Origin of the sequence: Roseateles sp., from assembly GCF_019237615.1 — a bacterium.
Lineage (GTDB): Bacteria > Pseudomonadota > Gammaproteobacteria > Burkholderiales > Burkholderiaceae_C > Pelomonas.
Genome location: NZ_JAFAGT010000033.1, coordinates 1 through 21,484 on the forward strand (window position 1 = coordinate 1; position 21,484 = coordinate 21,484).

At 67.8% G+C, this 21,484-nt stretch carries 24 protein-coding genes and 1 tRNA gene; 11 read left to right on the plus strand and 14 right to left on the minus strand.

Going from position 1 to position 21,484, the window contains the following annotated elements; all coding sequences use genetic code 11:
- Nucleotides 1-367: 367 nt before the first annotated feature.
- Nucleotides 368-444, minus strand: a tRNA-Pro gene (locus JOY88_RS05820).
- A gap of 21 nt (nucleotides 445-465) precedes the next feature.
- Complete coding sequence (ispB, locus tag JOY88_RS05825; protein WP_524539189.1) at nucleotides 466-1,395, minus strand: octaprenyl diphosphate synthase; 930 nt, start codon at nucleotides 1,393-1,395, stop codon at nucleotides 466-468.
- Nucleotides 1,396-1,760: 365 nt separating this feature from the next.
- Here ispB and rplU point away from each other — a divergent pair, with 365 nt between their 5' ends.
- From rplU to proB, 4 genes are all read left to right on the plus strand, one after another.
- Nucleotides 1,761-2,072: a 50S ribosomal protein L21 gene (rplU, locus tag JOY88_RS05830; protein ID WP_025564359.1), complete on the plus strand. Its 312-nt coding sequence runs from the start codon at nucleotides 1,761-1,763 to the stop codon at nucleotides 2,070-2,072.
- Nucleotides 2,073-2,106: 34 nt separating this feature from the next.
- Nucleotides 2,107-2,370 (plus strand): 50S ribosomal protein L27, encoded by a 264-nt coding sequence (rpmA, locus tag JOY88_RS05835; protein WP_119043685.1) that lies wholly within the window; start codon nucleotides 2,107-2,109, stop codon nucleotides 2,368-2,370.
- 134 nt (nucleotides 2,371-2,504) lie between these two features.
- Nucleotides 2,505-3,563 carry an Obg family GTPase CgtA gene (gene obgE, locus JOY88_RS05840; protein ID WP_293501157.1) on the plus strand — a complete coding sequence of 353 codons (1,059 nt, stop codon included), beginning with the start codon at nucleotides 2,505-2,507 and terminating at the stop codon, nucleotides 3,561-3,563.
- Nucleotides 3,560-4,675: a glutamate 5-kinase gene (gene proB / locus JOY88_RS05845; protein WP_293501158.1), complete on the plus strand. Its 1,116-nt coding sequence runs from the start codon at nucleotides 3,560-3,562 to the stop codon at nucleotides 4,673-4,675. Before obgE ends, proB begins: the two co-directional genes overlap by 4 nt.
- Nucleotides 4,676-4,697: 22 nt before the next feature.
- On the opposite strand, the gene JOY88_RS05850 is transcribed toward proB, so the two are convergent.
- Complete coding sequence (locus tag JOY88_RS05850; protein WP_293501159.1) at nucleotides 4,698-5,276, minus strand: RNA pyrophosphohydrolase; 579 nt, start codon at nucleotides 5,274-5,276, stop codon at nucleotides 4,698-4,700.
- 140 nt (nucleotides 5,277-5,416) lie between these two features.
- Between JOY88_RS05850 and JOY88_RS05855 the strand changes: the two genes are divergently transcribed.
- The 3 genes from JOY88_RS05855 (at nucleotide 5,417) to JOY88_RS05865 (ending at nucleotide 9,974) form a co-directional block, all read left to right on the plus strand.
- Nucleotides 5,417-7,159 (plus strand): proline--tRNA ligase, encoded by a 1,743-nt coding sequence (locus JOY88_RS05855; RefSeq protein WP_293501160.1) that lies wholly within the window; start codon nucleotides 5,417-5,419, stop codon nucleotides 7,157-7,159.
- A complete protein-coding gene (locus JOY88_RS05860) occupies nucleotides 7,156-7,764 on the plus strand; it encodes a lytic transglycosylase domain-containing protein (protein ID WP_293501161.1) in 609 nt (202 codons plus the stop codon). Before JOY88_RS05855 ends, JOY88_RS05860 begins: the two co-directional genes overlap by 4 nt.
- A 74-nt stretch (nucleotides 7,765-7,838) precedes the next feature.
- Nucleotides 7,839-9,974, plus strand: coding sequence for a M3 family metallopeptidase (locus JOY88_RS05865; protein WP_293501162.1), 2,136 nt, complete (start codon nucleotides 7,839-7,841; stop codon nucleotides 9,972-9,974).
- A 148-nt stretch (nucleotides 9,975-10,122) separates the two neighbouring features.
- Here JOY88_RS05865 and JOY88_RS05870 read toward each other — a convergent pair whose 3' ends face one another.
- The 8 genes from JOY88_RS05870 to hemA form a co-directional block, all read right to left on the minus strand.
- A complete protein-coding gene (locus JOY88_RS05870) occupies nucleotides 10,123-10,536 on the minus strand; it encodes a GNAT family N-acetyltransferase (RefSeq protein ID WP_293501163.1) in 414 nt (137 codons plus the stop codon).
- An 8-nt stretch (nucleotides 10,537-10,544) separates the two neighbouring features.
- Nucleotides 10,545-10,991, minus strand: coding sequence for a GNAT family N-acetyltransferase (locus tag JOY88_RS05875; RefSeq protein WP_293501165.1), 447 nt, complete (start codon nucleotides 10,989-10,991; stop codon nucleotides 10,545-10,547).
- Between the two features lie 54 nt (nucleotides 10,992-11,045).
- Complete coding sequence (locus JOY88_RS05880) at nucleotides 11,046-11,606, minus strand: UbiX family flavin prenyltransferase (RefSeq protein ID WP_293501166.1); 561 nt, start codon at nucleotides 11,604-11,606, stop codon at nucleotides 11,046-11,048.
- Entirely contained in the window at nucleotides 11,603-11,917 is a 315-nt protein-coding gene (gene grxD, locus JOY88_RS05885) for a Grx4 family monothiol glutaredoxin (protein WP_293501167.1), read from the minus strand. The genes JOY88_RS05880 and grxD overlap by 4 nt, the downstream gene beginning before the upstream one ends.
- A gap of 122 nt (nucleotides 11,918-12,039) precedes the next feature.
- Nucleotides 12,040-12,615, minus strand: coding sequence for a hypothetical protein (locus tag JOY88_RS05890; protein ID WP_293501169.1), 576 nt, complete (start codon nucleotides 12,613-12,615; stop codon nucleotides 12,040-12,042).
- A gap of 133 nt (nucleotides 12,616-12,748) precedes the next feature.
- Nucleotides 12,749-13,552, minus strand: a complete 804-nt coding sequence (gene prmC / locus JOY88_RS05895; RefSeq protein ID WP_293501170.1) for a peptide chain release factor N(5)-glutamine methyltransferase — start codon at nucleotides 13,550-13,552, stop codon at nucleotides 12,749-12,751.
- Entirely contained in the window at nucleotides 13,549-14,634 is a 1,086-nt protein-coding gene (gene prfA, locus JOY88_RS05900; protein WP_293501171.1) for a peptide chain release factor 1, read from the minus strand. The genes prmC and prfA overlap by 4 nt, the downstream gene beginning before the upstream one ends.
- Nucleotides 14,635-14,699: 65 nt before the next feature.
- On the minus strand, nucleotides 14,700-15,962 hold the full coding sequence (gene hemA, locus JOY88_RS05905; RefSeq protein WP_293501172.1) for a glutamyl-tRNA reductase: 1,263 nt from the start codon (nucleotides 15,960-15,962) through the stop codon (nucleotides 14,700-14,702).
- A gap of 55 nt (nucleotides 15,963-16,017) precedes the next feature.
- Here hemA and JOY88_RS05910 point away from each other — a divergent pair, with 55 nt between their 5' ends.
- Complete coding sequence (locus tag JOY88_RS05910; protein ID WP_293501173.1) at nucleotides 16,018-16,293, plus strand: hypothetical protein; 276 nt, start codon at nucleotides 16,018-16,020, stop codon at nucleotides 16,291-16,293.
- Here JOY88_RS05910 and miaB read toward each other — a convergent pair.
- Nucleotides 16,283-17,641: a tRNA (N6-isopentenyl adenosine(37)-C2)-methylthiotransferase MiaB gene (miaB, locus tag JOY88_RS05915; protein ID WP_293501174.1), complete on the minus strand. Its 1,359-nt coding sequence runs from the start codon at nucleotides 17,639-17,641 to the stop codon at nucleotides 16,283-16,285. The genes JOY88_RS05910 and miaB overlap by 11 nt on opposite strands.
- Complete coding sequence (locus JOY88_RS05920; RefSeq protein WP_293501175.1) at nucleotides 17,638-18,015, minus strand: hypothetical protein; 378 nt, start codon at nucleotides 18,013-18,015, stop codon at nucleotides 17,638-17,640. Before JOY88_RS05920 ends, miaB begins: the two co-directional genes overlap by 4 nt.
- Before the next feature lie 417 nt (nucleotides 18,016-18,432).
- Between JOY88_RS05920 and JOY88_RS05925 the strand changes: the two genes are divergently transcribed.
- Nucleotides 18,433-19,182 carry a substrate-binding periplasmic protein gene (locus tag JOY88_RS05925; protein ID WP_293501176.1) on the plus strand — a complete coding sequence of 250 codons (750 nt, stop codon included), beginning with the start codon at nucleotides 18,433-18,435 and terminating at the stop codon, nucleotides 19,180-19,182.
- 400 nt (nucleotides 19,183-19,582) lie between these two features.
- Here the strand turns inward: JOY88_RS05925 and JOY88_RS05930 are convergent, their stop codons facing one another.
- Entirely contained in the window at nucleotides 19,583-19,825 is a 243-nt protein-coding gene (locus JOY88_RS05930; protein WP_293501177.1) for a hypothetical protein, read from the minus strand.
- A gap of 19 nt (nucleotides 19,826-19,844) precedes the next feature.
- Here JOY88_RS05930 and JOY88_RS05935 point away from each other — a divergent pair, with 19 nt between their 5' ends.
- Nucleotides 19,845-20,519 carry a nucleotidyl transferase AbiEii/AbiGii toxin family protein gene (locus JOY88_RS05935; RefSeq protein WP_293501178.1) on the plus strand — a complete coding sequence of 225 codons (675 nt, stop codon included), beginning with the start codon at nucleotides 19,845-19,847 and terminating at the stop codon, nucleotides 20,517-20,519.
- Entirely contained in the window at nucleotides 20,516-21,370 is an 855-nt protein-coding gene (locus tag JOY88_RS05940; RefSeq protein WP_293501179.1) for a hypothetical protein, read from the plus strand. The genes JOY88_RS05935 and JOY88_RS05940 overlap by 4 nt, the downstream gene beginning before the upstream one ends.
- The last annotated feature ends 114 nt before the right edge of the window (nucleotides 21,371-21,484 follow it).

Sequence of the window (21,484 nt, forward strand, 5' to 3'; positions counted from 1 at the left end):
TCACGCGCTTGGCCAGATCGACCCCGACTCGGGTAATCTCGTTCATGGGCTTCCCCTTTCACAGGCTTGCAGATTGACGTTTCGCACCATCAATCTTGGCGCTTCGACGCCGTGGGCCAGAAGGTGGGAAGTCCCTTCGTATTCGCTTGGTGTCCAGTTCGTCCATGCGAGACATCCCGCCTGGATGCTTGGTCCCGGGTTATGCGCTGCAGCCCGGAAGTAGGCGCGCGCAGGCAAAAAAATGTCCCAAGCACCGCGAAGGTCTTGGGACATCTTTGGGACAACCAGATCTTGAATTTGTTCTAAACAGTCATCAATGCCTGTTTAGAGTCGCTCAGCGTCAATGCTTGATCTAGAAGGAAAATCCTGGTCGGGGTGAGAGGATTCGAACCTCCGGCCTCTACGTCCCGAACGTAGCGCTCTACCAGGCTAAGCTACACCCCGATGTCGTTTTGCTGAGTGGCTTCAGGAATGCCGCTCAACCGACTGAATTGCGAATTCTAGCAGAGATTCTGTCCACTTGTTGGAAGGTAGCAGCTTGAGGCAGTCGGCTGCATGCCGGGCCTCGGTGCGCGCCGCTTCGCGCGTCGATTCCAGGGCGCCGGTGGAGCGCACGATGGCGACGATCTCCTGCAGCTTTTCCTGCTCGCCCTCTTCGATGGCATGGCGCAGCAGCGCGCGCTGCTCGGGCGTGCCGCGCTCCATCGCGATCAGCAGGGGCAGGGTCGTCTTGCCCTCGCGCAGGTCGTCGCCGATGTTCTTGCCGAGTTCGTGGGCGTCGCCCTCGTAGTCGAGCACGTCGTCGATGAGCTGGAACGCCGTTCCCAGTGCGCGGCCGTAGGCGGCGCAGGCCTCCTCGACCTCGGGCGTGGCGTTTGCCAGTACGGCGCCGAGCCGGGCGCTGGCCTCGAAGAGCTTTGCGGTCTTGAAGCGGATCACGCGCAGATAGCTCTCCACGGTGATGTCCGGGTCATGCATGTTCATCAGCTGCAGGACCTCGCCCTCGGCGATGACGTTGGTCGCCTCGGCCAGCACCTCCAGCACGCGCATGCGGTCGACCGACACCATCATCTGGAAGGCGCGCGAATAGAGGAAGTCGCCGACCAGCACGCTGGCCGCGTTGCCGAACAGCGCATTCGCGGTCGGCTTGCCGCGGCGCAGCGACGACTCGTCGACGACGTCGTCATGCAGCAGCGTGGCCGTGTGGATGAATTCGACGACGGCCGCCAGCTCGAAGCGCGCGGCATGGTCGAAGCCCAGTGCATTCGCGAACAGCAGCACGAGCTTGGGCCGCATGCGCTTGCCGCCCGCGTGGACGATGTAGTGGGCGATCTGGTCGATCAGCGCCACATCTGAGCTGAGGCGCTGGGCGATGACGGCGTCCACCTGCGCCATTTCGGCGGCCAGCAGGGAGAGGGCCTCGGCAACTTGGGATGGGGGCGAGGCAATCTCGACGCGCACTCTGGACTCTCAAGCTAGGAATCGCGGGATTATAGGAAGGGCATCCACCCCTCCCGGGGCAAGGCGGGCGTCGGCGGTTGTCGCGAGGCTTGCGGCGGGTTCGTGGCGGCGGGCATTGCCTGTTCGCAGAACATCAGGGTATACTCGCGGGCTCTTTGCAGTTCGTGCGCCTTTGGCGCATGCGCGGCAGAGAGATCAAATCGACAAAAAGGCCCGACGAGGGCGGCGGCGCGAGGTGCAAACCGGACGCCGGGCCGCTGGAGCCGGGTGGATGCACCTCCAGGTGCGAAAGGAAGAACATGTACGCGGTCATCAAAACCGGCGGCAAGCAGTACAAGGTTGCTGCTGGCGAAAAGATCAAGGTCGAGTTGCTCGACGCGGAAGTTGGCGCCGAGGTCACCCTCGACCAGGTGCTGGCAGTTGGCAGCGGCGACGGCCTGACGGTCGGCGCTCCGCTGGTCGCTGGCGCTACCGTCAGCGCCAAGGTCGTCAGCCACGGCAAGCACGACAAGGTTCGCATCTTCAAGATGCGCCGTCGCAAGCACTACAAGAAGAGCCAAGGCCATCGCCAGAACTACACCGAGCTGGAAATCAGCGCGGTCAACGGCTGATCCCCTCTTCTCGCTAATTTCTAGGAGCTAACTCATGGCACAGAAAAAAGGCGGCGGTTCCACACGGAACGGCCGCGACTCCAAGCCCAAGATGCTGGGCGTCAAGGCTTACGGCGGCGAACTGATCTCCGCAGGTTCCATCATCGTGCGCCAGCGCGGCACCAAGTTCCACCCCGGTGTGAACGTTGGCATCGGCAAGGACCACACGCTGTTCGCGCTGGTCGATGGCCACGTCAGCTTCACCGTCAAGGGTGCGAACAACCGTTCGACGGTCGTCGTCACGCCGCTGGCCGCCTAAGCCAGCCGTTGCAGGCGAGCAAATCGCCTGACATCCAAGCCCCGGCCCACCCGGGGCTTTGTCATTTCTGAAGTCTGGCGCGCCGCACGACGGTGCGCCGGGCCCAACCCCAGCCATTACGATGGCAGCCCGCCATGAAATTCGTTGACGAAGCCACCATCGATGTCGCCGCCGGTAACGGTGGCGCCGGCTGCGCGAGCTTTCGCCGCGAGAAATTCATCCCCTTCGGCGGGCCCGACGGCGGCGACGGCGGCAAGGGCGGCAGCGTCTGGGCCGAGGCCGACCGCAACCTCAACACGCTGATCGACTACCGCTACGCACGTCGTCACGAAGCGCGCAACGGCGAGGCCGGCCGTGGCTCGGACTGCTTCGGCGCGGCGGCCGACGACATCGTGCTGCGCATGCCCGTCGGCACCATCATCACCGACCTCGAGACCGAGTCCGTCGTCGGCGAACTGCTGGAGCCGGGCCAGCGCATCCTGATCTGCAAGGGCGGTGACGGCGGCTTCGGCAACCTGCACTTCAAGACCTCGACCAACCGAGCCCCGCGCCAGAAGACGCCCGGCTGGCCCGGCGAGATCAAGAAGGTGCGGCTGGAGCTGCGCGTGCTGGCCGACGTGGGGCTGCTGGGCCAGCCCAATGCCGGCAAGTCCACGCTGATCACGGCCGTCTCCAACGCCAAGCCCAAGATCGCGGACTACCCGTTCACGACGCTGCATCCCAACCTGGGCGTCGTGCGCGTCGCGCCGGAGAAGAGCTTCGTCGTCGCCGACATCCCCGGCCTCATCGAGGGTGCGGCCGAGGGTGCCGGCCTCGGACACCAGTTCCTGCGCCACCTGCAGCGCACGCGGCTGCTGCTGCACGTCGTCGACCTGGCGCCCTTCGACCCCGAGGTCGATCCGGTCAAGGAGGCCAAGGCCATCGTCGCCGAGCTGAAGAAGTACGACCCGGAGCTGCACGCCAAGCCGCGCTGGCTGGTGCTGAACAAGCTGGACATGATCCCCGAGGAAGAGCGCGCCGCGCGCGTGAAGGACTTCGTCAAGCGCTATCGCTGGAAGGGGCCGGTCTTCGAGATCTCGGCGCTGACCCGCGAGGGCTGCCAGCCGCTGATCCACGCCATCTACGACCATGTCGCCGCCGAGCAGCGTGTGCTCGAGGAGCGGGACATCCGCTTCGAGTCCCCCGCCGAATGAGTCTGCTGTCCAGCGCGCGCCGCATCGTCGTCAAGGTCGGCTCCAGCCTCGTCACCAACGAGGGCAGGGGCGTTGACGCCGAGGCGATCGCGAACTGGAGCCGCCAGCTGGCGGCGCTGGCCGCCGAGGGGCGCGAGCTGGTCATGGTGTCCAGCGGCGCCATCGCCGAGGGCATGAAGCGCCTGGGCTGGACGTCGCGCCCCAAGGAGCTGCACGAGCTGCAGGCCGCGGCGGCCGTCGGCCAGATGGGGCTGGCGCAGATGTACGAAAGCCAGCTCAGCGCCCATGGCCTGCACAGCGCCCAGGTGCTGCTGACCCACGCCGACCTGGCCGACCGCGAGCGCTATCTGAATGCGCGCTCGACGCTGCTGACGCTGATGGCCCACCGCGTGCTGCCGGTCATCAACGAGAACGACACCGTCGTCAACGACGAGATCAAGTTCGGCGACAACGACACGCTGGGCGCGCTGGTGGCCAACCTTGTCGAGGCTGACGCCCTCGTCATCCTGACCGACCAGCGTGGCCTGTACTCGGCGGACCCGCGCAAGGACCCGAACGCCCGCTTCATAGACAACGCCCAGGCCGGCGACGCGGAGCTGGAGCGCATGGCGGGCGGCGCGGGCTCCAGCCTCGGCCGCGGCGGCATGATCACGAAGATCCTCGCCGCCAAGCGCGCGGCGGGCAGCGGTGCCGGCACCATCATCGCCTGGGGGCGCGAGCCCGACGTGCTGCTGCGCCTGGTGGCCGGCGAGGCGATCGGCACCGCCTTGCACGCGGCGACGCCCAAGCTGGCGGCACGCAAGCAGTGGATGGTCGACCACCTGCAGATGCGCGGGGCAGTCAAGATCGATGCGGGCGCCGTCACCAAGCTGCGTGGCGAGGGCAAGAGCCTGCTGCCCATCGGCGTCACCGAGGTTCAGGGCGATTTCCATCGCGGCGACGTCATCGCCGTGATGGCGCCGGACGGCACCGAACTGGCGCGCGGCCTGGCCAACTACTCGGGTGCCGAGTCGCGGCTGATCGCGCGCAAGCCGTCGAGCGAGTTCGAGGCGCTGCTCGGCTATGCGGCCGAGCCCGAACTCATCCATCGCGACAACCTGGTGCTCCGCTAGGAGCGCCAGGCCGCGGCGGCGCTCAGCTCGGCGGCTCCCCGTCCGTCGTCTCCAGCGGCATGGGCCCGCTGTTGCGCTCGCGGTGCGCCGGCCGCATGCCGGCGCGCAGATAGCGGTTGTGGTGGTTGATGCGCGGCAGGTAGCGTGCCAACTCCGTCAACGCCATCTCGTAGACGCCGCGCTTGAACTCGATGACGGCATCGAGCGGCACCCAGTACTCGTTCCAGCGCCAGGCGTCGAACTCGGGGTGGTCGGTGGCGCGCAGGTTCATGTCGCAGTCACGCCCGACCAGTTGCAGCAGGAACCAGATCTGCTTCTGGCCCCGGTAATGGCCGCGCGCGTCGCGCCGGATGAAGTGCTCGGGCACCTCGTAGCGCAGCCAGTCGCGGGTCCTCGCGATGATGCGCACATGCTCTGGTATGAGCCCCACCTCTTCGTGGAGCTCTCGGAACATCGCCTGCTCAGGCGTTTCACCGTGCTTGATGCCCCCTTGCGGGAACTGCCATGAGTGCGTCCGGATGCGTTTGCCCCAGAACACCTCGTTGCGCTGGTTGAGCAGGATGATGCCGACGTTGGGGCGGAAGCCTTCACGGTCGAGCATAATCAACCTCAAATCTCTAGTTGGTTCGATTATTGCATCGGGCCACGATGGCGTTGGCGCCCTCGCTAACCCGAAGATTTCTCCCTGTTTTGTCGTGACTCCGGCCGGGTTTTCACCCGGCCTTCGCATTCCAGCCGCCCATGAAAGCCTCACAGTTTTTCATCTCCACCCTCAAGGAAGCACCCGCCGATGCGGAGGTCGTGAGTCATAAGCTGATGATGCGCGCCGGCATGATCAAGCGCCTGGGTGCGGGTATTTACAACTACATGCCCATGGGTTTGCGGGTCATCCGCAAGGTCGAGAAGATCATCCGCGAGGAGATGGACGCGGCCGGTGCCGTCGAGTGCCTGATGCCCGTCATCCAGCCCGCCGAGCTGTGGCAGGAAACCGGCCGCTTCGACAAGATGGGCCCGGAGCTGCTGCGCCTGAAGGACCGCCATGGCCGCGATTTCGTCGTGCAGCCCACCAGCGAGGAGGTCATCACCGACATCGCCCGTCAGGAGCTGCGCAGCTACCGCCAGCTGCCGAAGAACTTCTATCACATCCAGACCAAGTTCCGCGACGAGCGCCGGCCCCGCTTCGGCCTGATGCGCGGCCGTGAGTTCACGATGAAGGACGCCTACTCCTTCGACCGCGACGTCGAGGCCGCGGGCCGCAGCTACGACAACATGTACGCGGCGTACTGCAAGATCTTCGACCGCTTCGGCCTGCAGTACCGCGCCGTCGCGGCCGACACCGGCGCCATTGGCGGCGACCGCTCGCACGAGTTCCAGGTCATCGCCGACACCGGCGAAGACGCCATCGTCTACTGCCCCACCAGCGACTACGCGGCCAACATCGAGCTGGCCGAGGCCGTCGCGCTGACCGCCACGCGCGGCGCGGCGACGCAGGCGCTGACGAAGACACCCACGCCGGGCAAGAGCACCTGCGCAGACGTCGCCGAGCTGCTGAAGCTGCCGCTGGCGCAGACGGTCAAGTCGCTGGTGCTGGCCACCGACGAGCTGGACAAGGACGGCAACGTCGCCAAGACCCAGGTCTGGCTGCTGCTGGTGCGCGGCGACCATGACCTGAACGAGGTCAAGGCCGGCAAGGTCGAGGGCCTCAAGGGCGGCTTCCGCTTCGCGACCGTCGGCGAGATCGAGACCCACTTCGGCTGCAAGCCCGGCTATCTGGGGCCCATCGGCGCCAAGGGCGTCAGGATCGTCGCCGACCGCACCGTGGCCAACATGGCCGATTTCGTCTGTGGCGCCAACGAGCCGGACTTCCACCTGACCGGCGTGAACTGGGGCCGCGACCTGCCCGAGCCCGATGTCGTCGCCGACATCCGCGACGTCGTCGCCGGCGACCCCTCGCCCGACGGCAAGGGCATTCTGGCCATCCAGCGTGGTATCGAGGTGGGCCATGTGTTCTATCTCGGCACCAAGTATTCAGCCGCGATGAACGCCACCTTCCTGGACGAGAACGGCAAGCCCGCGTTGATGGAGATGGGCTGCTACGGCATCGGCGTGACCCGCATCCTGGGCGCCGCCATCGAGCAGAACAGCGACGCGCGCGGCATCATCTGGCCGGATGCGATTGCGCCCTTCACCGTGGTCATCTGCCCCATCGGCATGGATCGCAGCGACGAGGTCAAGGCCGCCGCCCACCAGCTCTACGAGGAGCTGAAGGCGCTGGGCGTGGACGTGCTGCTGGACGACCGCGGCGAGCGCCCCGGCGCGATGTTCGCGGACTGGGAGCTGATCGGCGTGCCGCACCGTGTGGTGCTGGGCGACCGCGGGTTGAAGGAAGGCCAGGTCGAATACCAGGGCCGCCGCGACGAGGCCGCGACCAAGCTGGCCGTCGGCGACGTGGTGGGACACCTGAAAGGCCTGCTCAAGCTTTGAAGCGCCGGCTTCTGCTGCTGAGCCTGCTCGGGGCGCCGCTGGCGGCGCGGGCGGGGGCCCAGGTCGAGGAACCGCTGGCGGACTCGATCCGCTCGGCGCTGGGCGCCGCCATCGCGCAGAGCGCCCCGCCTCGCCCGCGCTTCGAGTCCGATCAGGTCGAGGCGCGCATGGCCTATCTGCGCTGGCTGGGCGCGATGAGCGAGCGCCTGAAGAAGCGCAAGACCGAGACACAGATCCGCATCGAGTTCCTTGAGGCGGTCTGGTACGAGTCCAAGCGTGCGGGTCTGGAGCCCAGCCTGGTGCTGGGCCTCATCCAGGTGGAGAGCGGCTTCCGCAAATACGCGATCAGCGTCGCCGGTGCGCGTGGCTATATGCAGGTGATGCCGTTCTGGACGCGCGCCATCGGCGACGGCGACGCGTCACGGCTGTTCCACATGCAGACCAATCTGCGCTTCGGCTGCGTGATCCTGCGTCACTACCTGGACGTCGAGCGCGGCAACCTTTCGCTGGCGCTTGGCCGCTACAACGGCAGCCGCGGCCGACCGGAGTATCCGAGCGCGGTCTTCGGCGCGCGGCGCCAGTGGCTGCTGCCTGGCGAGGCCTGAGAGCCCCCGAGTTGCTTTCGGCAGCGGGCCGCGGGCGAGGTAGGCTAGACGCTTTCGTCCACAAGACAGCTCCCATGTCCGTCACCCGCCGATTCGCGCCTTTGATACTTTCCGCCCTGCTTGCCGCCGGCCTCGCCCAGGCACAGCCCGGCGACAACCCGCTGCTGGGCGTCAGCCCGCTGCCGCTGCAGTACCCGCAGTTCGACAAGCTGCGCGACGAGCACTTCGGCCCGGCGCTGGACAAGGGCATGGCCGAGCAGCTCGCCGAGATCCAGGCCATCGCCGACAACCCCGCCGCGCCCACGTTCGACAACACCATCGTCGCCTGGGAGCGGAGCGGCCGGCTGTTGAACCGTGCGACGACGCTGCTGTTCAGCCTGCTGGGCGCCGATGCCAACCCGGCCCGCCAGCAACTGCAGACCGACTACGCCGCCAAGCTTGCCGCCCAGCGCGACGCCGTGCTGCTCAACCCCAAGCTGTTCGCCCGCGTCGAGGCGCTGTACGCCCAGCGCGACACCGCCGCACCCAATGCCGAGGCCAAGCGCCTCATCGAGCGCTACCGCCGCGACATGCTGCGTGCCGGTGCGCAGCTGAGCGATGAGCAGAAGACGCGCATGAGGGCCATCAACGCCGAGTTGGCGACGCTGACGGCACGCTTCAACAAGCAGGTGCTGGCCGAGGTCAACGACTCGGCCATCGTCGTCGACAGCGCCGAGGAGCTGGCCGGCCTGAGCGCGGCGCAGATCGCCGCCGCCGCCGATGCGGCCAGGAAGCGCGGGCTGGAAGGCAAATACCTGATCGCGCTGCTGAACACCACCATCCAGCCCTTCGAGACCGACCTGCAGAACCGTGCGCTGCGCGAGCGCCTGCATCGCGCCTCGGTGGCGCGCGGCGCACGCGGCAATGAATTCGACACGCGTGCCATCGTGTCCCGCGTGATGACGCTGCGCCAGGAGCGCGCGGCGCTGCTGGGCTACGCGACGCCCGCAGCCTATGTGCTGGAGGAGGAGACCGCCAAGACGCCCGAGACCGTCAACGCGCTGCTGCGCCAGCTCGCACCTGCCGCCGCGGCTTCGGCCCGCCAGGAGGCGGCGGAGCTGCAGAAGCTCATCGACGGCGAGCAGGCCGCCAAGAACCAGCCCAGCTTCGCGCTGCAGGCCTGGGACTGGAGCTACTACGCCGAGAAGCTGCGCGCCGCCAAGTACGGCTTCGACGCCAGCCAGCTCAAGCCCTATCTGGAGATCGGCAGCGTGCTGGAGCGCGGCGTGTTCTTCGCGGCCCAGCAGCTCTACGGCATCACTTTCAAGCGCCGCATGGACCTGCCGGTCTACCGCGACGACGTGCGCGTCTACGACGTCTTCGACACCAACGGCAAGCAACTCGCCATCTTCATCGCCGACCTCTACGCCCGTCCGAGCAAGCGCGGCGGTGCGTGGATGAACGCCTACGTCGGCCAGAACGCACTGGAGGGGACGCAGCCGGTCGTCGCCAACCACCTCAACATCCCCAAGCCGCCGCCCGGCGAGCCGACGCTGCTGACCTGGGACGAGGTCAACACGATGTTCCACGAGTTCGGCCATGCACTGCACGGCATGTTCAACAAGAGCCGCTACCCGGGCCTGTCCCGCGTGCCGCGCGACTTCGTCGAGTACCCCTCGCAGGTCAACGAAGTCTGGGCCGACTGGCCCAGCGTGCTGGCCAGCTACGCCCGCCACTACAAGACCGGCGAGGCCATGCCGCGCGAACTGCTCGACAAGGTCTCGCGCGCCAAGCGCTTCAACCAGGGCTACACGACGCTGTCCTACCTGTCCGCCGCCATCGTCGACCAGCGCCTGCACCAGCTCAAGGCGGGCGAGATCCCGACGGCCGACGGCATCGTTGACTTCGAGGCCAAGGTGTTGAAGGAGGAGGGCGTCGACTTCGGCCCCGTGCCGCCGCGCTACAAGCTCCCGTACTTCAGCCACATCATGGGCGGCTACTCGGCCGGCTACTACGCCTACATCTGGAGCGAGGTGCTGGACGCCGACACGGTGGAATGGCTGAAGGCCGAGGGCGGCCTCAAGCGCGCCAACGGCGACCAGCTGCGCGCCAAGATGCTGTCGCGCGGCGGCAGCGAGGACGCGATGCAGCTGTTCCGCAACCTCGTGGGCCACGAGCCCGACATCAAGCCGCTGCTGGAGCGGCGCGGCCTGGTGGTGCAGAAGCCCTGAGCGAAGGGTGCTGCAGGTCAGCTTCGATCACGGTGAGGCGGGAGCGGCGAGCCCGTCGCCCCGTCGTCCGCGGTGCCGCTGACCGTGGCATGGAGCAGGAGGGGCTGCCCGCTCGACGGCGAAATGCGGCTGGATGCCGCAGTCATCCTCACCTGTTGCTGGACGCGCCGGGAGGCGTCGTGCCGATGATGCGCGGCAGGCCGAGCGAGGCCGCGAAGTCGAGCGCGGCGCCGGCCGCCTCGACGGCATATCCGGTTCCCCGGTACCCGGGCAGGAACGCGAAGCCGAGGTCTGGCGCATCCAGGTGAGGGCGCCGGGCCAGTCCGCAGATGCCCATCGGCTCCGGCACGCCGTGACGCTCGACGGCGTAGAAGCCGAAGCCCTGCTGGTCGTCGCGTGTCCAGGGGCCGTCCTCGAGATGGCGGATGGCGTCCCGGCGCGTGCGAATGCCGCGATCGCCGATATGAGTCAGCCAAGCCTCGTTGTTCATCAGCCGGTGGACGCAGTCTGCGTCGGCCGGCGTCAGCGGGCGCAGCAGCAGACGAGCCGTGCGGAGCGCCATCACGGGCGTCACTTGCCCGTAGTGCAGGACTTGCGTCGGACCACCATGTGCGAGGCCGTTGCCAGGCCGAGCCGGTCGTAGAAGGCCGAAGCCGAAGCGTTGCCCGCCGTGGTCAGCAGCTCCAGGCGGGAGGCGCCATGGGCGCCTGCAATGTCGAGCAGCCGATGCACGACCGCCCGGCCGACGCCCTGCCCGCGAAACGCGGAGTCGACGAAGAGCACATGGAGGTACATGTCCATCGCGCCGCTGAAGGCCCCCCACTTCCATGAATGGACGGTCAGGCCGCAGACATCGCCTGGCCCCTCGCCCGCCGTCCGGCGCACATGCACCAAGTGCGCCACGGCCATGGGCGTCGCGCCGAACAGCGTATGCCGCAGGAATTCGTCGCTCGCCCGGGCCCGTGCCACCCCTTCGTGCCGGGCCAGTTGCTCGAGGTAGCCGCGGATCAGGGGCAACTCGCCGGGAAGCGGGGGATCAGCGCAACGTCACTGGCTGGCATGCCCTGCGTTCTACAACCCCGTCCACGCTCGCGGATGTGCCTGTGCGATGCCCGCCAGCTCCAGCACGCGTTCGACGGTCTCGCCCACCATCTCGTCGATGCTCTGGGGGTGATGGTAGAAGGCCGGCAGCGGCGGGAAGCAGATGCCGCCCATCTCCGTCACCGCGACCATGTTGCGCAGGTGGGCGAGGTTCAGCGGTGTCTCGCGCACCATCAGGATGAGCCGGCGGCGCTCCTTCAGCGTCACGTCGGCGGCTCGGGTCAGCAGGTTGTCGCCCAGGCCATGCGCGATCGCGGCCAGCGACTTCATCGAGCAGGGCGCCACCACCATGGCCGCCGTCGCGAAGCTGCCACTGGCGATGCAGGCGCCGATGTCGCCGGGCGCATAGGCATGGTCGGCCTCGGCTTCCAGTGACGAGCGATCCAGGCCCAGCTCGTGGTGTGCGTTCAGCACGCCGGCGGGCGTGGCGATGAGGTGGGTCTCGACGCCCAGCGCGCGCGCGCGGCGCAGCAGCTGCAGCGCATAGGCCGCGCCGGTTGCGCCGGTCAGGCCGACGACCAGGCGTGTCACGCGGTGGCCAGCGCCTGTTGCAGCTCACCCGACTCGTACATCTCCATCATGATGTCCGAGCCGCCGACGAACTCGCCGCCGATGTAGAGCTGGGGGATGGTGGGCCAGTTGGCGTAGTCCTTGATGCCCTGGCGCACGCCCTCGTCCTCCAGCACGTTGAAGGTCTTGATGTCGGTGGCGCCGGCCGCCTTCAGGATCTGGATGGCGCGGCCGGAGAAACCGCACATCGGGAACTGGGCCGTGCCCTTCATGAAGAGCATGACGCGGTTGGACTTGACCAGATCGTCTATGCGTTGCTGAACGTCGCTCATTGCAGTTCTCGGGAAGGCAAAGCCCGATTATCCGAAAGTCGGCACGCCCCTGCCGCCAAGCTGGAATGCGCGGCGGCCTTCGTCGGCTTCAGGCGTGCGCGGGCGCCGCCTTCGGTCCGGACCTAGTAGCTGTAGGCAAGACCCAGCTGCAGCAGGGGCTTGAAGCGCAGGTCGCGCATCGCGTCCTCGAAGCCCTGCGCGTTGCTGCGGCCCAGGCGCAGGCCGCCGTAGGTACCCGACATCAGGCCGAAGTCGGCGCTGAAGGCGAGGCCGCTGCCGTGCACGCGGCCGGTATAGCCGATGCCGACATAGGACAGGTTGGCGCTGGGCTCCAGCGCATAGGCGTCCATGCCGCTCAGCGACAGGCTGCGCCGGCCGGCGGAGATGGGGCCGCTGCCCAGGGCCAGCCCGCTGCTGCTCTGCGACATGGACGGCGTGCCCAGCAGCAGTCCGCCCGTGGCTCGAAGGCCGCCGCGCAGACCGCTGAAGCCGGAACCGGTCAAATAGTAGTCGCCGAGCAGGTTGGCGCTGAGGATGTGGGAGCCACCCAGGCGTGGCGTGGCGTCGGAGCCGATGTCGGTGGCGCTCAGCTGCAGCCGGGCCTGCCAGCGCGGATCGGCGTCACCGTCGCCCCAGGCCGAGGCGGCGACCAGGGTGACGAGGCTCAGAACTGCAGCGCGGCGGGCAAGGCGGACCATGATCGTCTCCTGCGCGGTGCAACGATTGGCACCGGGATTCCATACTACGCCGGCCGGCGCGCCGGGTACACGAAGAACTTGGGGCAAAAGTTCACGCAAATGCCGCGGGCGTCGCGGCCCGGCAGGCCTGGCCTCAGCCCGGCAGGCGGCCGCCGCTGGCGCGCGCCCGGCCGCCGAGGTCGTGGCGCAGGCTGGCCTCGGCAAAGCCGCGCCCGGCCAGCTGTTGCGCCACCGCATCGGCCTGGTCCCAGCCATGTTCCAGCAGCAGCCAGCCGCCGGGGGCCAGATGTTGCGGAGCGGCATCGATCAGCGTCCACAGGTCGGCCAGCCCGTCGCCGCCTGGCGTCAGCGCGGCAAGGGGTTCGTGGCGCAATGGGGGCAGATGCGGGTCGTTGCCAGCGATATAGGGTGGATTGCTGACGATCAGATCGAAGCGCCGGCCGGCCAGCGGCTCGAACCAGCTGCCGTGGCGCCAGTCCACCGGCAGGCCCAGGCGTTCGCCGTTACCGCGAGCGACGGCCAGTGCGTCGGCGCTGAGGTCGACGGCCGTGACGCGGGCGCGGGGGCAGGCGGCCTTGAGGGCCAGCGCGATGGCGCCGCTGCCGGTGCCGAGGTCGACCACGGCCGGCTCGCCGGGCATCCCCGCGAGCAGCTCCAACGCCCATTCGACCAGGGTCTCCGTGTCCGGCCGCGGGATCAGCGTGGCCGGCGTCACGCTGAGCATCAGGCCGTGGAAGGGCTGCCAGCCGGTCAGATGGGCCAGCGGCTCGCCGTCGGCCAGGCGGCGCAGCGCGGCTTCGACAGCCGGGACGGGGGTGTCGCCGTGAGTGATGAGCCAGGCGCGGTCCCGCCCGGTCAGGTGGCTGATCAGCGCCTGCGCATCGCCTCGCTCCACGCCGAGCTGCCGGGCGAGGGCAAGTGCCTCATCGACGGTCACACGCGGCCTTCCTCAAGCTGGGCGAGCTGCTCTGCCGCCTGCGCGGCCAGCAGGCCCTTGATGACGTCGTCGAGGTCGCCGTCCATGATCTGGCCCAGCTTGTAGAGCGTCAGGTTGATGCGGTGGTCGGTCAACCGGCCCTGCGGAAAGTTGTAGGTGCGGATGCGGTCGCTGCGGTCGCCGCTGCCGACCAGCCCTTTGCGCGTGGCCGCCTCCTTGGCCTCACGCTCGATGCGCTCCTTGTCGCGCAGCCGGGCCTGCAGCACGGCCAGGGCCTTGGCCTTGTTGCGGTGCTGGCTGCGGTCGTCTTGGCATTCGGCGACCAGCCCGGTCGGGATGTGGGTGACGCGGATGGCCGAGTCGGTCTTGTTGACGTGCTGGCCGCCGGCGCCGCTGGCCCGGAAGGTGTCGATGCGCAGGTCGGCCGGGTTCAGCGTGATCTCCTCGGCCTCGTCGGGCTCGGGCAGCACGGCCACGGTGCAGGCGCTGGTGTGGATGCGGCCCTGCGATTCGGTCGCCGGTACGCGCTGCACGCGGTGGCCGCCGCTCTCGAACTTCAGGCGGCCGTAGACGTTGTCGCCCTCCACGCGCACGACCAGCTCCTTGTAGCCGCCGAGGTCGGATTCGTTCTCGGACAGGATCTCGGTGCGCCAGCCCTGGCTCTCGGCGAAGCGCAGGTACATGCGCGCCAGGTCGCCGGCGAACAGCGCCGACTCGTCGCCGCCCGTGCCGGCGCGGATCTCGAGGAAGGCGTTGCGCTCGTCATCCGGATCCTTGGGGATGAGCGCGAGCTGCAGCTCCTGGTCCAGCGCGGTCAAGGCGGCCTCGTTGGACGCGATCTCGTCGCGCGCCATCTCGGCCATCTCCGGGTCGGCCAGCAGCTCGCGCGCGGCGGCGAGGTCGACCTCGTGCTGCTGGTAGCGGCGGTAGCGCTCCACTAGGCCGGAGACCTCGGATTGCTCCTTGGTCAGTGCGCGGTAGCGCTTCATGTCGGCGGCGATGCCACCGTCGGCGAGGAGGGCGTCCAGCTCGGCGAGGCGGAAGGCGAGGCGGTCGAACTGCTGGCGCAGAGAGTCTTTCATGGCGGGTAACAGGAGGCAGTCAGGGGCGGCGCGGGCGATGCGCCGGGCGGCGGCAGTGAGCGCCGCTAAGACTGTTTGCCGCGCAGGAACAGGCGCGAGACGGTCTGCGCCAGCTGCAGGCGCTGCTCGCCGTCGCAGGCGTGCAGCTCGGCCAGCGTGCCATGAAGCAGCTTCTGCGTGAGACCCCGGGACAGGGCGTCCAGCACCTCGCCCACGTCCGCGCCCTTGGCCAGCTGCTTGCGCGCGCGGGCAATCTCTACCGCGCGCCAGTCGTCGGTCTGCGCGTGCAGGGCCTGGATCAGCGGGACCGTGTGGCGCTGGTCCAGCCAGTGCATGAAGCTCTGCACGCCGGTCTCGACGATCGCCTCGGCCTGCTCGACGGCGGCCTGGCGCTTCTCGCCGGCGGTCTGCACCTGCTGGGCCAGCTCGTCGACGGTGTAGAGGTAGACGTCGTCCAGCTGCGCGACCTCGGGCTCGATGTCGCGCGGCACGGCGAGGTCGACCATGAACATCGGGCGGTGCTTGCGTTTCTTCAGCGCCCGCTCGACGGCGCCCAGGCCGATCAGCGGCAGGCTGGATGCGGTGCAGGAGACGACGATGTCGAACTCGTGCAGGCGCTCGGGCAGGTCCGACAGGCGCAAGGCCTCGGCGCCGAAGCGGGTGGCCAGCTTCTCGCCGCGCTCAAGGGTCCGGTTGGCCACGGTCATGTGGGCCGGCGTGCGGGCCGCGAAGTGAGTCGCGGTCAGCTCGATCATCTCGCCGGCACCGACGAACAGCACGCGGGTCTTGGCCAGGTCCTCGAACAGCTGGCCGGCCAGGCGAACGGCGGCGGCGGCCATGCTGATGGAATGGGCGCCGATCTCCGTGGAGCTGCGCACCTCCTTGGCGACCGAGAAGCTGCGCTGGAACAGCTGGTGCAGCGTCGTGCCCAGGGCGCCGGCGGCCTCCGCCTCCTTCACGGCCTGCTTCATCTGGCCGAGGATCTGCGGCTCGCCCAGCACCATGGAGTCCAGCCCGCTGGCGACGCGGAAGGCATGGCGGGCGGCGGCGCTGCCCTGCATCACATAGGCGTGCTCGCGCAGCGCGCCGCTGTCTACACCACCGGCCTGTGCCAGCCAGGCGATGGCGGGCTGCACCTGGGCGGGCGGCGCGGCGACATAGACCTCGGTGCGGTTGCAGGTCGACAGGATGGCCGCCTCCGGCGCGCCCGGCAGCTTCTGGCGCAGGCCGGTCAGCGAAGGCGCCAGTTGCTCGAGCGTGAACGCAAACCGCCCGCGCAGGTCCAGCGGGGCGGTGTGGTGGTTCAGGCCGAGAGCGAAGACCGACATGGGTGTGAATTGTAGGATTCGCGGCTTTTCCGCCACTGACACCGATCAATTCCGCATGAGCCCGCTCGACGCCTTCTGGCATATCGCCAACCTGTTCGCTCCGGCCTGGGGGCTGGCGGCGCTGCTGGCGGCGGCGATCAAGGGGTTGTGGCGGCGGGAGGCCAAGCCCGTGGCGTGGCGGCGGCTGTGGGGCTGGGGGGCGGCGGGCGGCAGTGCTGCGGTGGTCGTCTCGCTGGCCCTGCTGGGCCGCGACGGTCGCATGGCGGGCTATGCCTTGCTGGTGCTCGGCGTGGCCCTGCCGCAGTGGTGGTTGCTCAGCTTCAGGCGCTGAGGACTTCTTCCGTCGTCACGACCTCGCCGCGCAGCGAATGCGCGAAGGCGGTCGTGATGCGCACGTCCACGAGCCGGTTCATCAGGCGCGGCGAGCCGGCAAAGTTGACGATGCGGTTGCATTCGGTGCGGCCCATCAGCTCGGAGGCGTCCTTGCGGGCATTGCCGGTGACCAGCACCTTCTCGACCTTGCCCACCATGCCCTGCGAGATCGTCAGCGCATGCGCCTCGATGGCGGCCTGCAGCTCCTGCAGGCGCTTGACCTTGACCTCGTAGGGCGTCGTGTCCTCCAAGGCCGCGGCCGGCGTGCCGGGGCGGGGGCTGAAGATGAAGCTGAACGACGCGTCGAAGCCGACGTCGTGGACCAGTTTCATCAGCTTGGCGTGGTCCTCGTCGGTCTCGCCGGGGAAGCCGACGATGAAATCGCTGGCCAGGCGCAGGTCCGGGCGGATGGCGCGCAGTTTGCGCACGATGCTCTTGAACTCCAGCGCGGTGTAGCCGCGCTTCATGGCCATCAGCACGCGGTCGCTGCCGTGCTGCACAGGCAGGTGCAGGTGGTTCACGAGCTGCGGAATCTTGCCGTAGGCCTCGATGAGGCGGGGGCTGAACTCGTTGGGATGACTGGTCGTGAAGCGCAGGCGCTGGATGCCGGGGATCTCGGCCGCGTACTCCAGCAGCAGGGCCAGGTCGGCGTGCTCGGCCGTGTCGCCCATCCTGCCGCGGTAGGCATTGACGTTCTGGCCCAGCAGATTGATCTCCATGACGCCCTGGTCGGCCAGGCCGGCGATCTCGGTCAGCACGTCGTCGAAGGGGCGCGAGACCTCCTCGCCACGGGTATAGGGCACGACGCAGTACGAGCAGTACTTGGAGCAGCCTTCCATGATGGACACGAAGGCCGACGCGCCCTCGACCTTGGCGGGCGGCAGGTGGTCGAACTTCTCGATCTCGGGGAAGGAGATGTCCACCTGTGGACGGCGCTGCTCGCGGCGCGCCTCCAGCATCTGCGGCAGGCGGTGCAGCGTCTGCGGGCCGAAGACCACGTCCACGTAGGGCGCGCGCTCGATGATGGCCGCGCCTTCCTGGCTGGCAACGCAGCCGCCCACGCCGATCATGACGCCCTTGGCTTTCAGGTGCTTCACGCGGCCCAGGTCGCTGAACACCTTCTCCTGCGCCTTCTCGCGTACCGAGCAGGTGTTGAACAGGATGAGGTCGGCCTGCTCGGGGTCGTCGGTGGGCGTGTAGCCCTTGGCTGCTTCCAGCACATCGGCCATCTTGTCCGAGTCGTACTCGTTCATCTGGCAGCCGAAGGTCTTGATGTAGACCTTCTTGGAGGTCGTCGATTCGCTCATGGCTTGATCCAGGTCTGGTTGCCGGGGTTGAACTGCCAGGTGGCCGATTCGGCCGGCGTCGCGGGCCAGGGCTTGTTGGCGAGTTCGGCGGGGTTCAGCACCCAGACGTCCATGACCAGGCCGCTGCTCTCGACCGTGTAGTGCACGACGAGCTTCTGGCCCGTGAGGCCTGCGGGCGGCACCCAGAGATTGGTGTCGCCCTTGATGCGGCTGCCCGGCGCGAGGCGGGCAGGCTTGCCATTCAGCAGCACGTCGGGGAACTGCGTGATGACGAGCTCGCCACGCAGCGCGCTGGCGGGGAAGAAGCGGTGCGTCTGCGCGTGGGCGACGACGCTGCTGGCGGCGAGGGCCAGCGCAAGGGCACAGCGGTACATGGTATTTGTCCAGTGGCTGCGAAGGCAGCCACTTCGGGGGAGGCTGCCGGGCGACAAAGAAAAACGGCCCGAGACCTGCCCGGGCCGCTCGGATTCCGGTGCCGCTCCCGGGCGGCTGCGCCCCGAATACGGCCAACAAAATCAACGGCTTGAGCCCGAACAGGCGCCATGGACGGCGCGGGGGGCGATTGGGAGGGGGATTCTGCCAGCATTCGCTTTTCGCGTCTTGGCCGGGGCGCTCGGCAGTCCTCTCTTGGAATGAGTGCGGGCCCCCTGTCTTGATCTGGAGCAAGCGGTCCTCGCATGGACGCCGCCTATAGTGAATCGACGCGGCGCTGACCGCGGCCTTGCCAACAATCGACGCAGACCATGAGGGTAGGAAGCTGGCGGTGCCTGCTCGCGCTGGCCCATGGGGTCATGGCGCCGATGCTCGGCGCCCATGCGGCCGAGATCGAGGTCGATGCGTTCAACACCTACAGCGTGCCGCCGTTCTTCACCAGCACCGGGCGTGGCCTGGACATGGAAGTGGTGGACTACCTGAACCGCAGGCTGCAGGGGGCCTACCACCTGAAGCTTTCGGTGCTGCCGCGCGAGCGGCTGCTCAAGCGACATCTGAGTCCGCCGCAGCAGTTCGCCGGGCTCTCGCTGTTCATGGCGCCGCAGTTCGTCGACGACATGGCCCAGCAGCAGTTCCTCTGGAGCCCGCCCTTGTTCGAGGACCAGAACATGCTGATCTTCCTGGGGCCGCAGCGCGGCAGGCTGCCGCGCCTGGAGGACCTGAAGGGCTTGCGCTTCGGCGGCGTGCTCGGCTATCGCTACGAGGGCCTGGACGAGATGGCGGCGACCGGCCTGCTGGTCAAGGAGAACGCCAGCAGCGCGCAGGCCTCGCTGCGCCAGGTGTGCCTGGGCCGCGTCGACTTCACCCAGATGAGCCGCGTGATGTTCGACGCGATGGTGGCCGAGTCGGGCTGTGCCGATCATCTGGCGCTGCAGCCCGTGCCGCACAGCACGCCCTTCGGCCGCCGCATCATGGTGGGCCGGGCCTTGCCCGAGTTGGCCGCGCGCATCAGCGAGGCCGTCGAGCAGATGCCCTGCGACCGCCAGTGGCGCGGCGTCGCCGCGGCCTATCGGATCACGCTGGCGGCGTGCCGGGGCACGGTGCACTGAACCCAGCTCGACGGCGCGCGTTGTGCCGAAGAGGGAGTGCCCCGGTGGATCGCTGATCTACTGGGGGCCGGTTGTTGGTGGCGCTGCAGGGAGCGGCCACCAAGAACTCAAGGTTCGCGGCTTCTTTGGAGGCAACTTGCGGCAGCGATGATGCTCGGCCAGAGCGTTCAAAACGCTTCACCCCCGAAATGTGACCTCGGTCTGTGGGTGGCTCGGACCTGATGCCGCTGTCATGCAGGCCAGGTTTCGCGGTTGCGTGAGCGGCCAGATCGACACTGGGAACCTGGCTTCAAGGCCCTCGCGCGGGCAGCAAGCACATCCTTCCCGCAGCGAGCTGATTCCACTGCGTCTAGGACCGTAACAACTGGGGCGCGGCGCTTGCGCCCGTCAATTTGAAGCATCAATCAATTGCCACGTCATCGTCCTGTACTTCAATTGTCTGATGGTGCAAATGGTTTCTATATTTGAAGCACAATTCGCCGGTATGGCCGGCGATGTGTACTTCAAATAAGCGTGAGGCAAAGCGATGGGAGCCGAACTGGAACTCGCTCTGGTGCGCGAAGCGCTTCAGACCCGTCTGCTCGTCGAGCTGATGAGCAACGCCATGCACAAGGAGCTGGTGTTGAAGGGGGGGCATGGCCATGCGGGCTGTCCATGGCAGCGTGCGATACACCAAGGATATCGACCTTGACGCCGATGAGCGCGCGTCCAAGGAGCGAATCCAGGGCGTTGTGCGGCGCTCCATCGAGCGGGCGTTGTCATCCGGCTTGATCGCGAACGCGCTGGTCACCGCCCCGAAGCAGACTGACACCACCTTGCGCTGGAAGATCACCGGCACTCAGCCCAACAGCACGGCGCCGATGCACCTGACGGTCGAAGTTTCCCGTAGGCCCAAATTGATCGAAGGCCATGTGGTCGAGGTGCCCCTGGACAAGTCGTTCAACCAGACCGGGCGCGATGTGCGGGTTCAGGTGCTTGACTCGCAGCACATTGCCGTGACCAAGGTCCTGGCCTTGACCGATCCGACGCGGATGGCGCCACGCGACCTGTTCGACCTGAGCGTCCTGCTTGAGGCGGGGGTCGAGGATCCGGGTCCGCTGCTCGCGCAGATGCCTGACGCCAAGCAGCGTCTGCCGCTGATCATGGCCGAGCTGTGGCCGAAGATCGAGGCGATGAGCTACGAGCAGTTCCGCACCGACGTCGTGCCCTACCTGCCGGCCAAAGTTGGCCAGGCCATCGACAGTGAGGCGTTCGACGCCATGCGCGTGGACGTCGGTGTGGCCGTTGAGGGGTGGCTGCAGACTGCTGTCGCTGCATCGCCGGAGGCCGGATCATGAGCGCTGGTCTGCTGTCCGGCCACCTGAAGCGACCCGACCGCCGGACGGATCAAACGGATCAACCTGTCGGCGACTGGAAGTTCAGATTGCTGGGAAGCCTTGCCGACTCAGGTGCGCTGAGGGTCTTCACCGCCGCCGAGTTCCATAACCTCGTGCTGCGATACCGCCCCGGTGCGTCTGCGAGTACGGCCCGGCTGCTCGCCAATTCGTTGGTGCAGGCCGGCGCGCTGCGACGCGTTGCGTCGGGCGCGTATTTGAACCGGCGCTGCCTGCCGCCGGCCGAGCTGACCGAGATGGCCACTCGTATCCGAACCGGCGCCGTGATCTCCCTGCAGTCGGTGCTCGGCGAGTGCGGATTCTTGAACAACCCGTCATCAATCGTGATGGCCGTGGTGCCCACCTCGGCAGGCAAACGGCCGAACCTGGGTGAAGTGAAGACATCGGGCGGCGATGTCTTCAGGTTCTTCGGCTTGGCCGAGCGCTTCTTTCCTGCCACGGAAGAAGATCGCTGGACGCTGTATCAACCAGGTCGGCTTTGCGACATGTTCCGGCCTGAGGCCGCCCTGCTGCAATGGCTGCACCTTGCCGGGATGAAGCGCAGCACGGTCACGCCGCCGCCCGCTGATGTGGACATGGGGCAGCTCGATGAAGAGCACCTGTGCCTGCTCGCGCAGCGATGGAGGCTTCAAACCGAGTTGACGACATGGCACGACTACGCGAAGTCTGTTGGCTTTGGCGAAGAGCGGCACGGATCCCACGCGGCTGTCAGTGAGAAGCCTCAAGCGGCAGCGGATGCCGATGGGGCGGCTGCGCGCGAACGGCTGCTTGCTCGCTTGGGGAAAAGCCGTTGAAGTTCGAGCGCTCTCGCAAATGCTTCGATAGGCACTGCGGGCGTGCCTCGAATTCGAGGGGGAATGGCCCCAGCATCGCGTCCGGCTGGGCATGATGGCCGCTCCATGAGCGCG

Bases quoted from the DNA above. Each gene is read 5' to 3' on its own strand.
- JOY88_RS05850 (WP_293501159.1), bottom strand. From the start codon at position 5,276: ATGCTCGACCGTGAAGGCTTCCGCCCCAACGTCGGCATCATCCTGCTC.
- rpmA (WP_119043685.1), top strand. From the start codon at position 2,107: ATGGCACAGAAAAAAGGCGGCGGTTCCACACGGAACGGCCGCGACTCC.
- JOY88_RS05890 (WP_293501169.1), bottom strand. From the start codon at position 12,615: ATGGTCCGCCTTGCCCGCCGCGCTGCAGTTCTGAGCCTCGTCACCCTG.
- rplU (WP_025564359.1), top strand. From the start codon at position 1,761: ATGTACGCGGTCATCAAAACCGGCGGCAAGCAGTACAAGGTTGCTGCT.
- ispB (WP_524539189.1), bottom strand. From the start codon at position 1,395: ATGGCGCAGGTGGACGCCGTCATCGCCCAGCGCCTCAGCTCAGATGTG.
- JOY88_RS05855 (WP_293501160.1), top strand. From the start codon at position 5,417: ATGAAAGCCTCACAGTTTTTCATCTCCACCCTCAAGGAAGCACCCGCC.
- JOY88_RS05940 (WP_293501179.1), top strand. From the start codon at position 20,516: ATGAGCGCTGGTCTGCTGTCCGGCCACCTGAAGCGACCCGACCGCCGG.
- JOY88_RS05920 (WP_293501175.1), bottom strand. From the start codon at position 18,015: ATGTACCGCTGTGCCCTTGCGCTGGCCCTCGCCGCCAGCAGCGTCGTC.
- hemA (WP_293501172.1), bottom strand. From the start codon at position 15,962: ATGTCGGTCTTCGCTCTCGGCCTGAACCACCACACCGCCCCGCTGGAC.
- JOY88_RS05910 (WP_293501173.1), top strand. From the start codon at position 16,018: ATGAGCCCGCTCGACGCCTTCTGGCATATCGCCAACCTGTTCGCTCCG.
- JOY88_RS05865 (WP_293501162.1), top strand. From the start codon at position 7,839: ATGTCCGTCACCCGCCGATTCGCGCCTTTGATACTTTCCGCCCTGCTT.
- JOY88_RS05930 (WP_293501177.1), bottom strand. From the start codon at position 19,825: ATGGCCATGCCCCCCCTTCAACACCAGCTCCTTGTGCATGGCGTTGCT.
- JOY88_RS05925 (WP_293501176.1), top strand. From the start codon at position 18,433: ATGGCGCCGATGCTCGGCGCCCATGCGGCCGAGATCGAGGTCGATGCG.
- proB (WP_293501158.1), top strand. From the start codon at position 3,560: ATGAGTCTGCTGTCCAGCGCGCGCCGCATCGTCGTCAAGGTCGGCTCC.
- grxD (WP_293501167.1), bottom strand. From the start codon at position 11,917: ATGAGCGACGTTCAGCAACGCATAGACGATCTGGTCAAGTCCAACCGC.
- obgE (WP_293501157.1), top strand. From the start codon at position 2,505: ATGAAATTCGTTGACGAAGCCACCATCGATGTCGCCGCCGGTAACGGT.
- JOY88_RS05870 (WP_293501163.1), bottom strand. From the start codon at position 10,536: ATGGCGCTCCGCACGGCTCGTCTGCTGCTGCGCCCGCTGACGCCGGCC.
- miaB (WP_293501174.1), bottom strand. From the start codon at position 17,641: ATGAGCGAATCGACGACCTCCAAGAAGGTCTACATCAAGACCTTCGGC.
- prfA (WP_293501171.1), bottom strand. From the start codon at position 14,634: ATGAAAGACTCTCTGCGCCAGCAGTTCGACCGCCTCGCCTTCCGCCTC.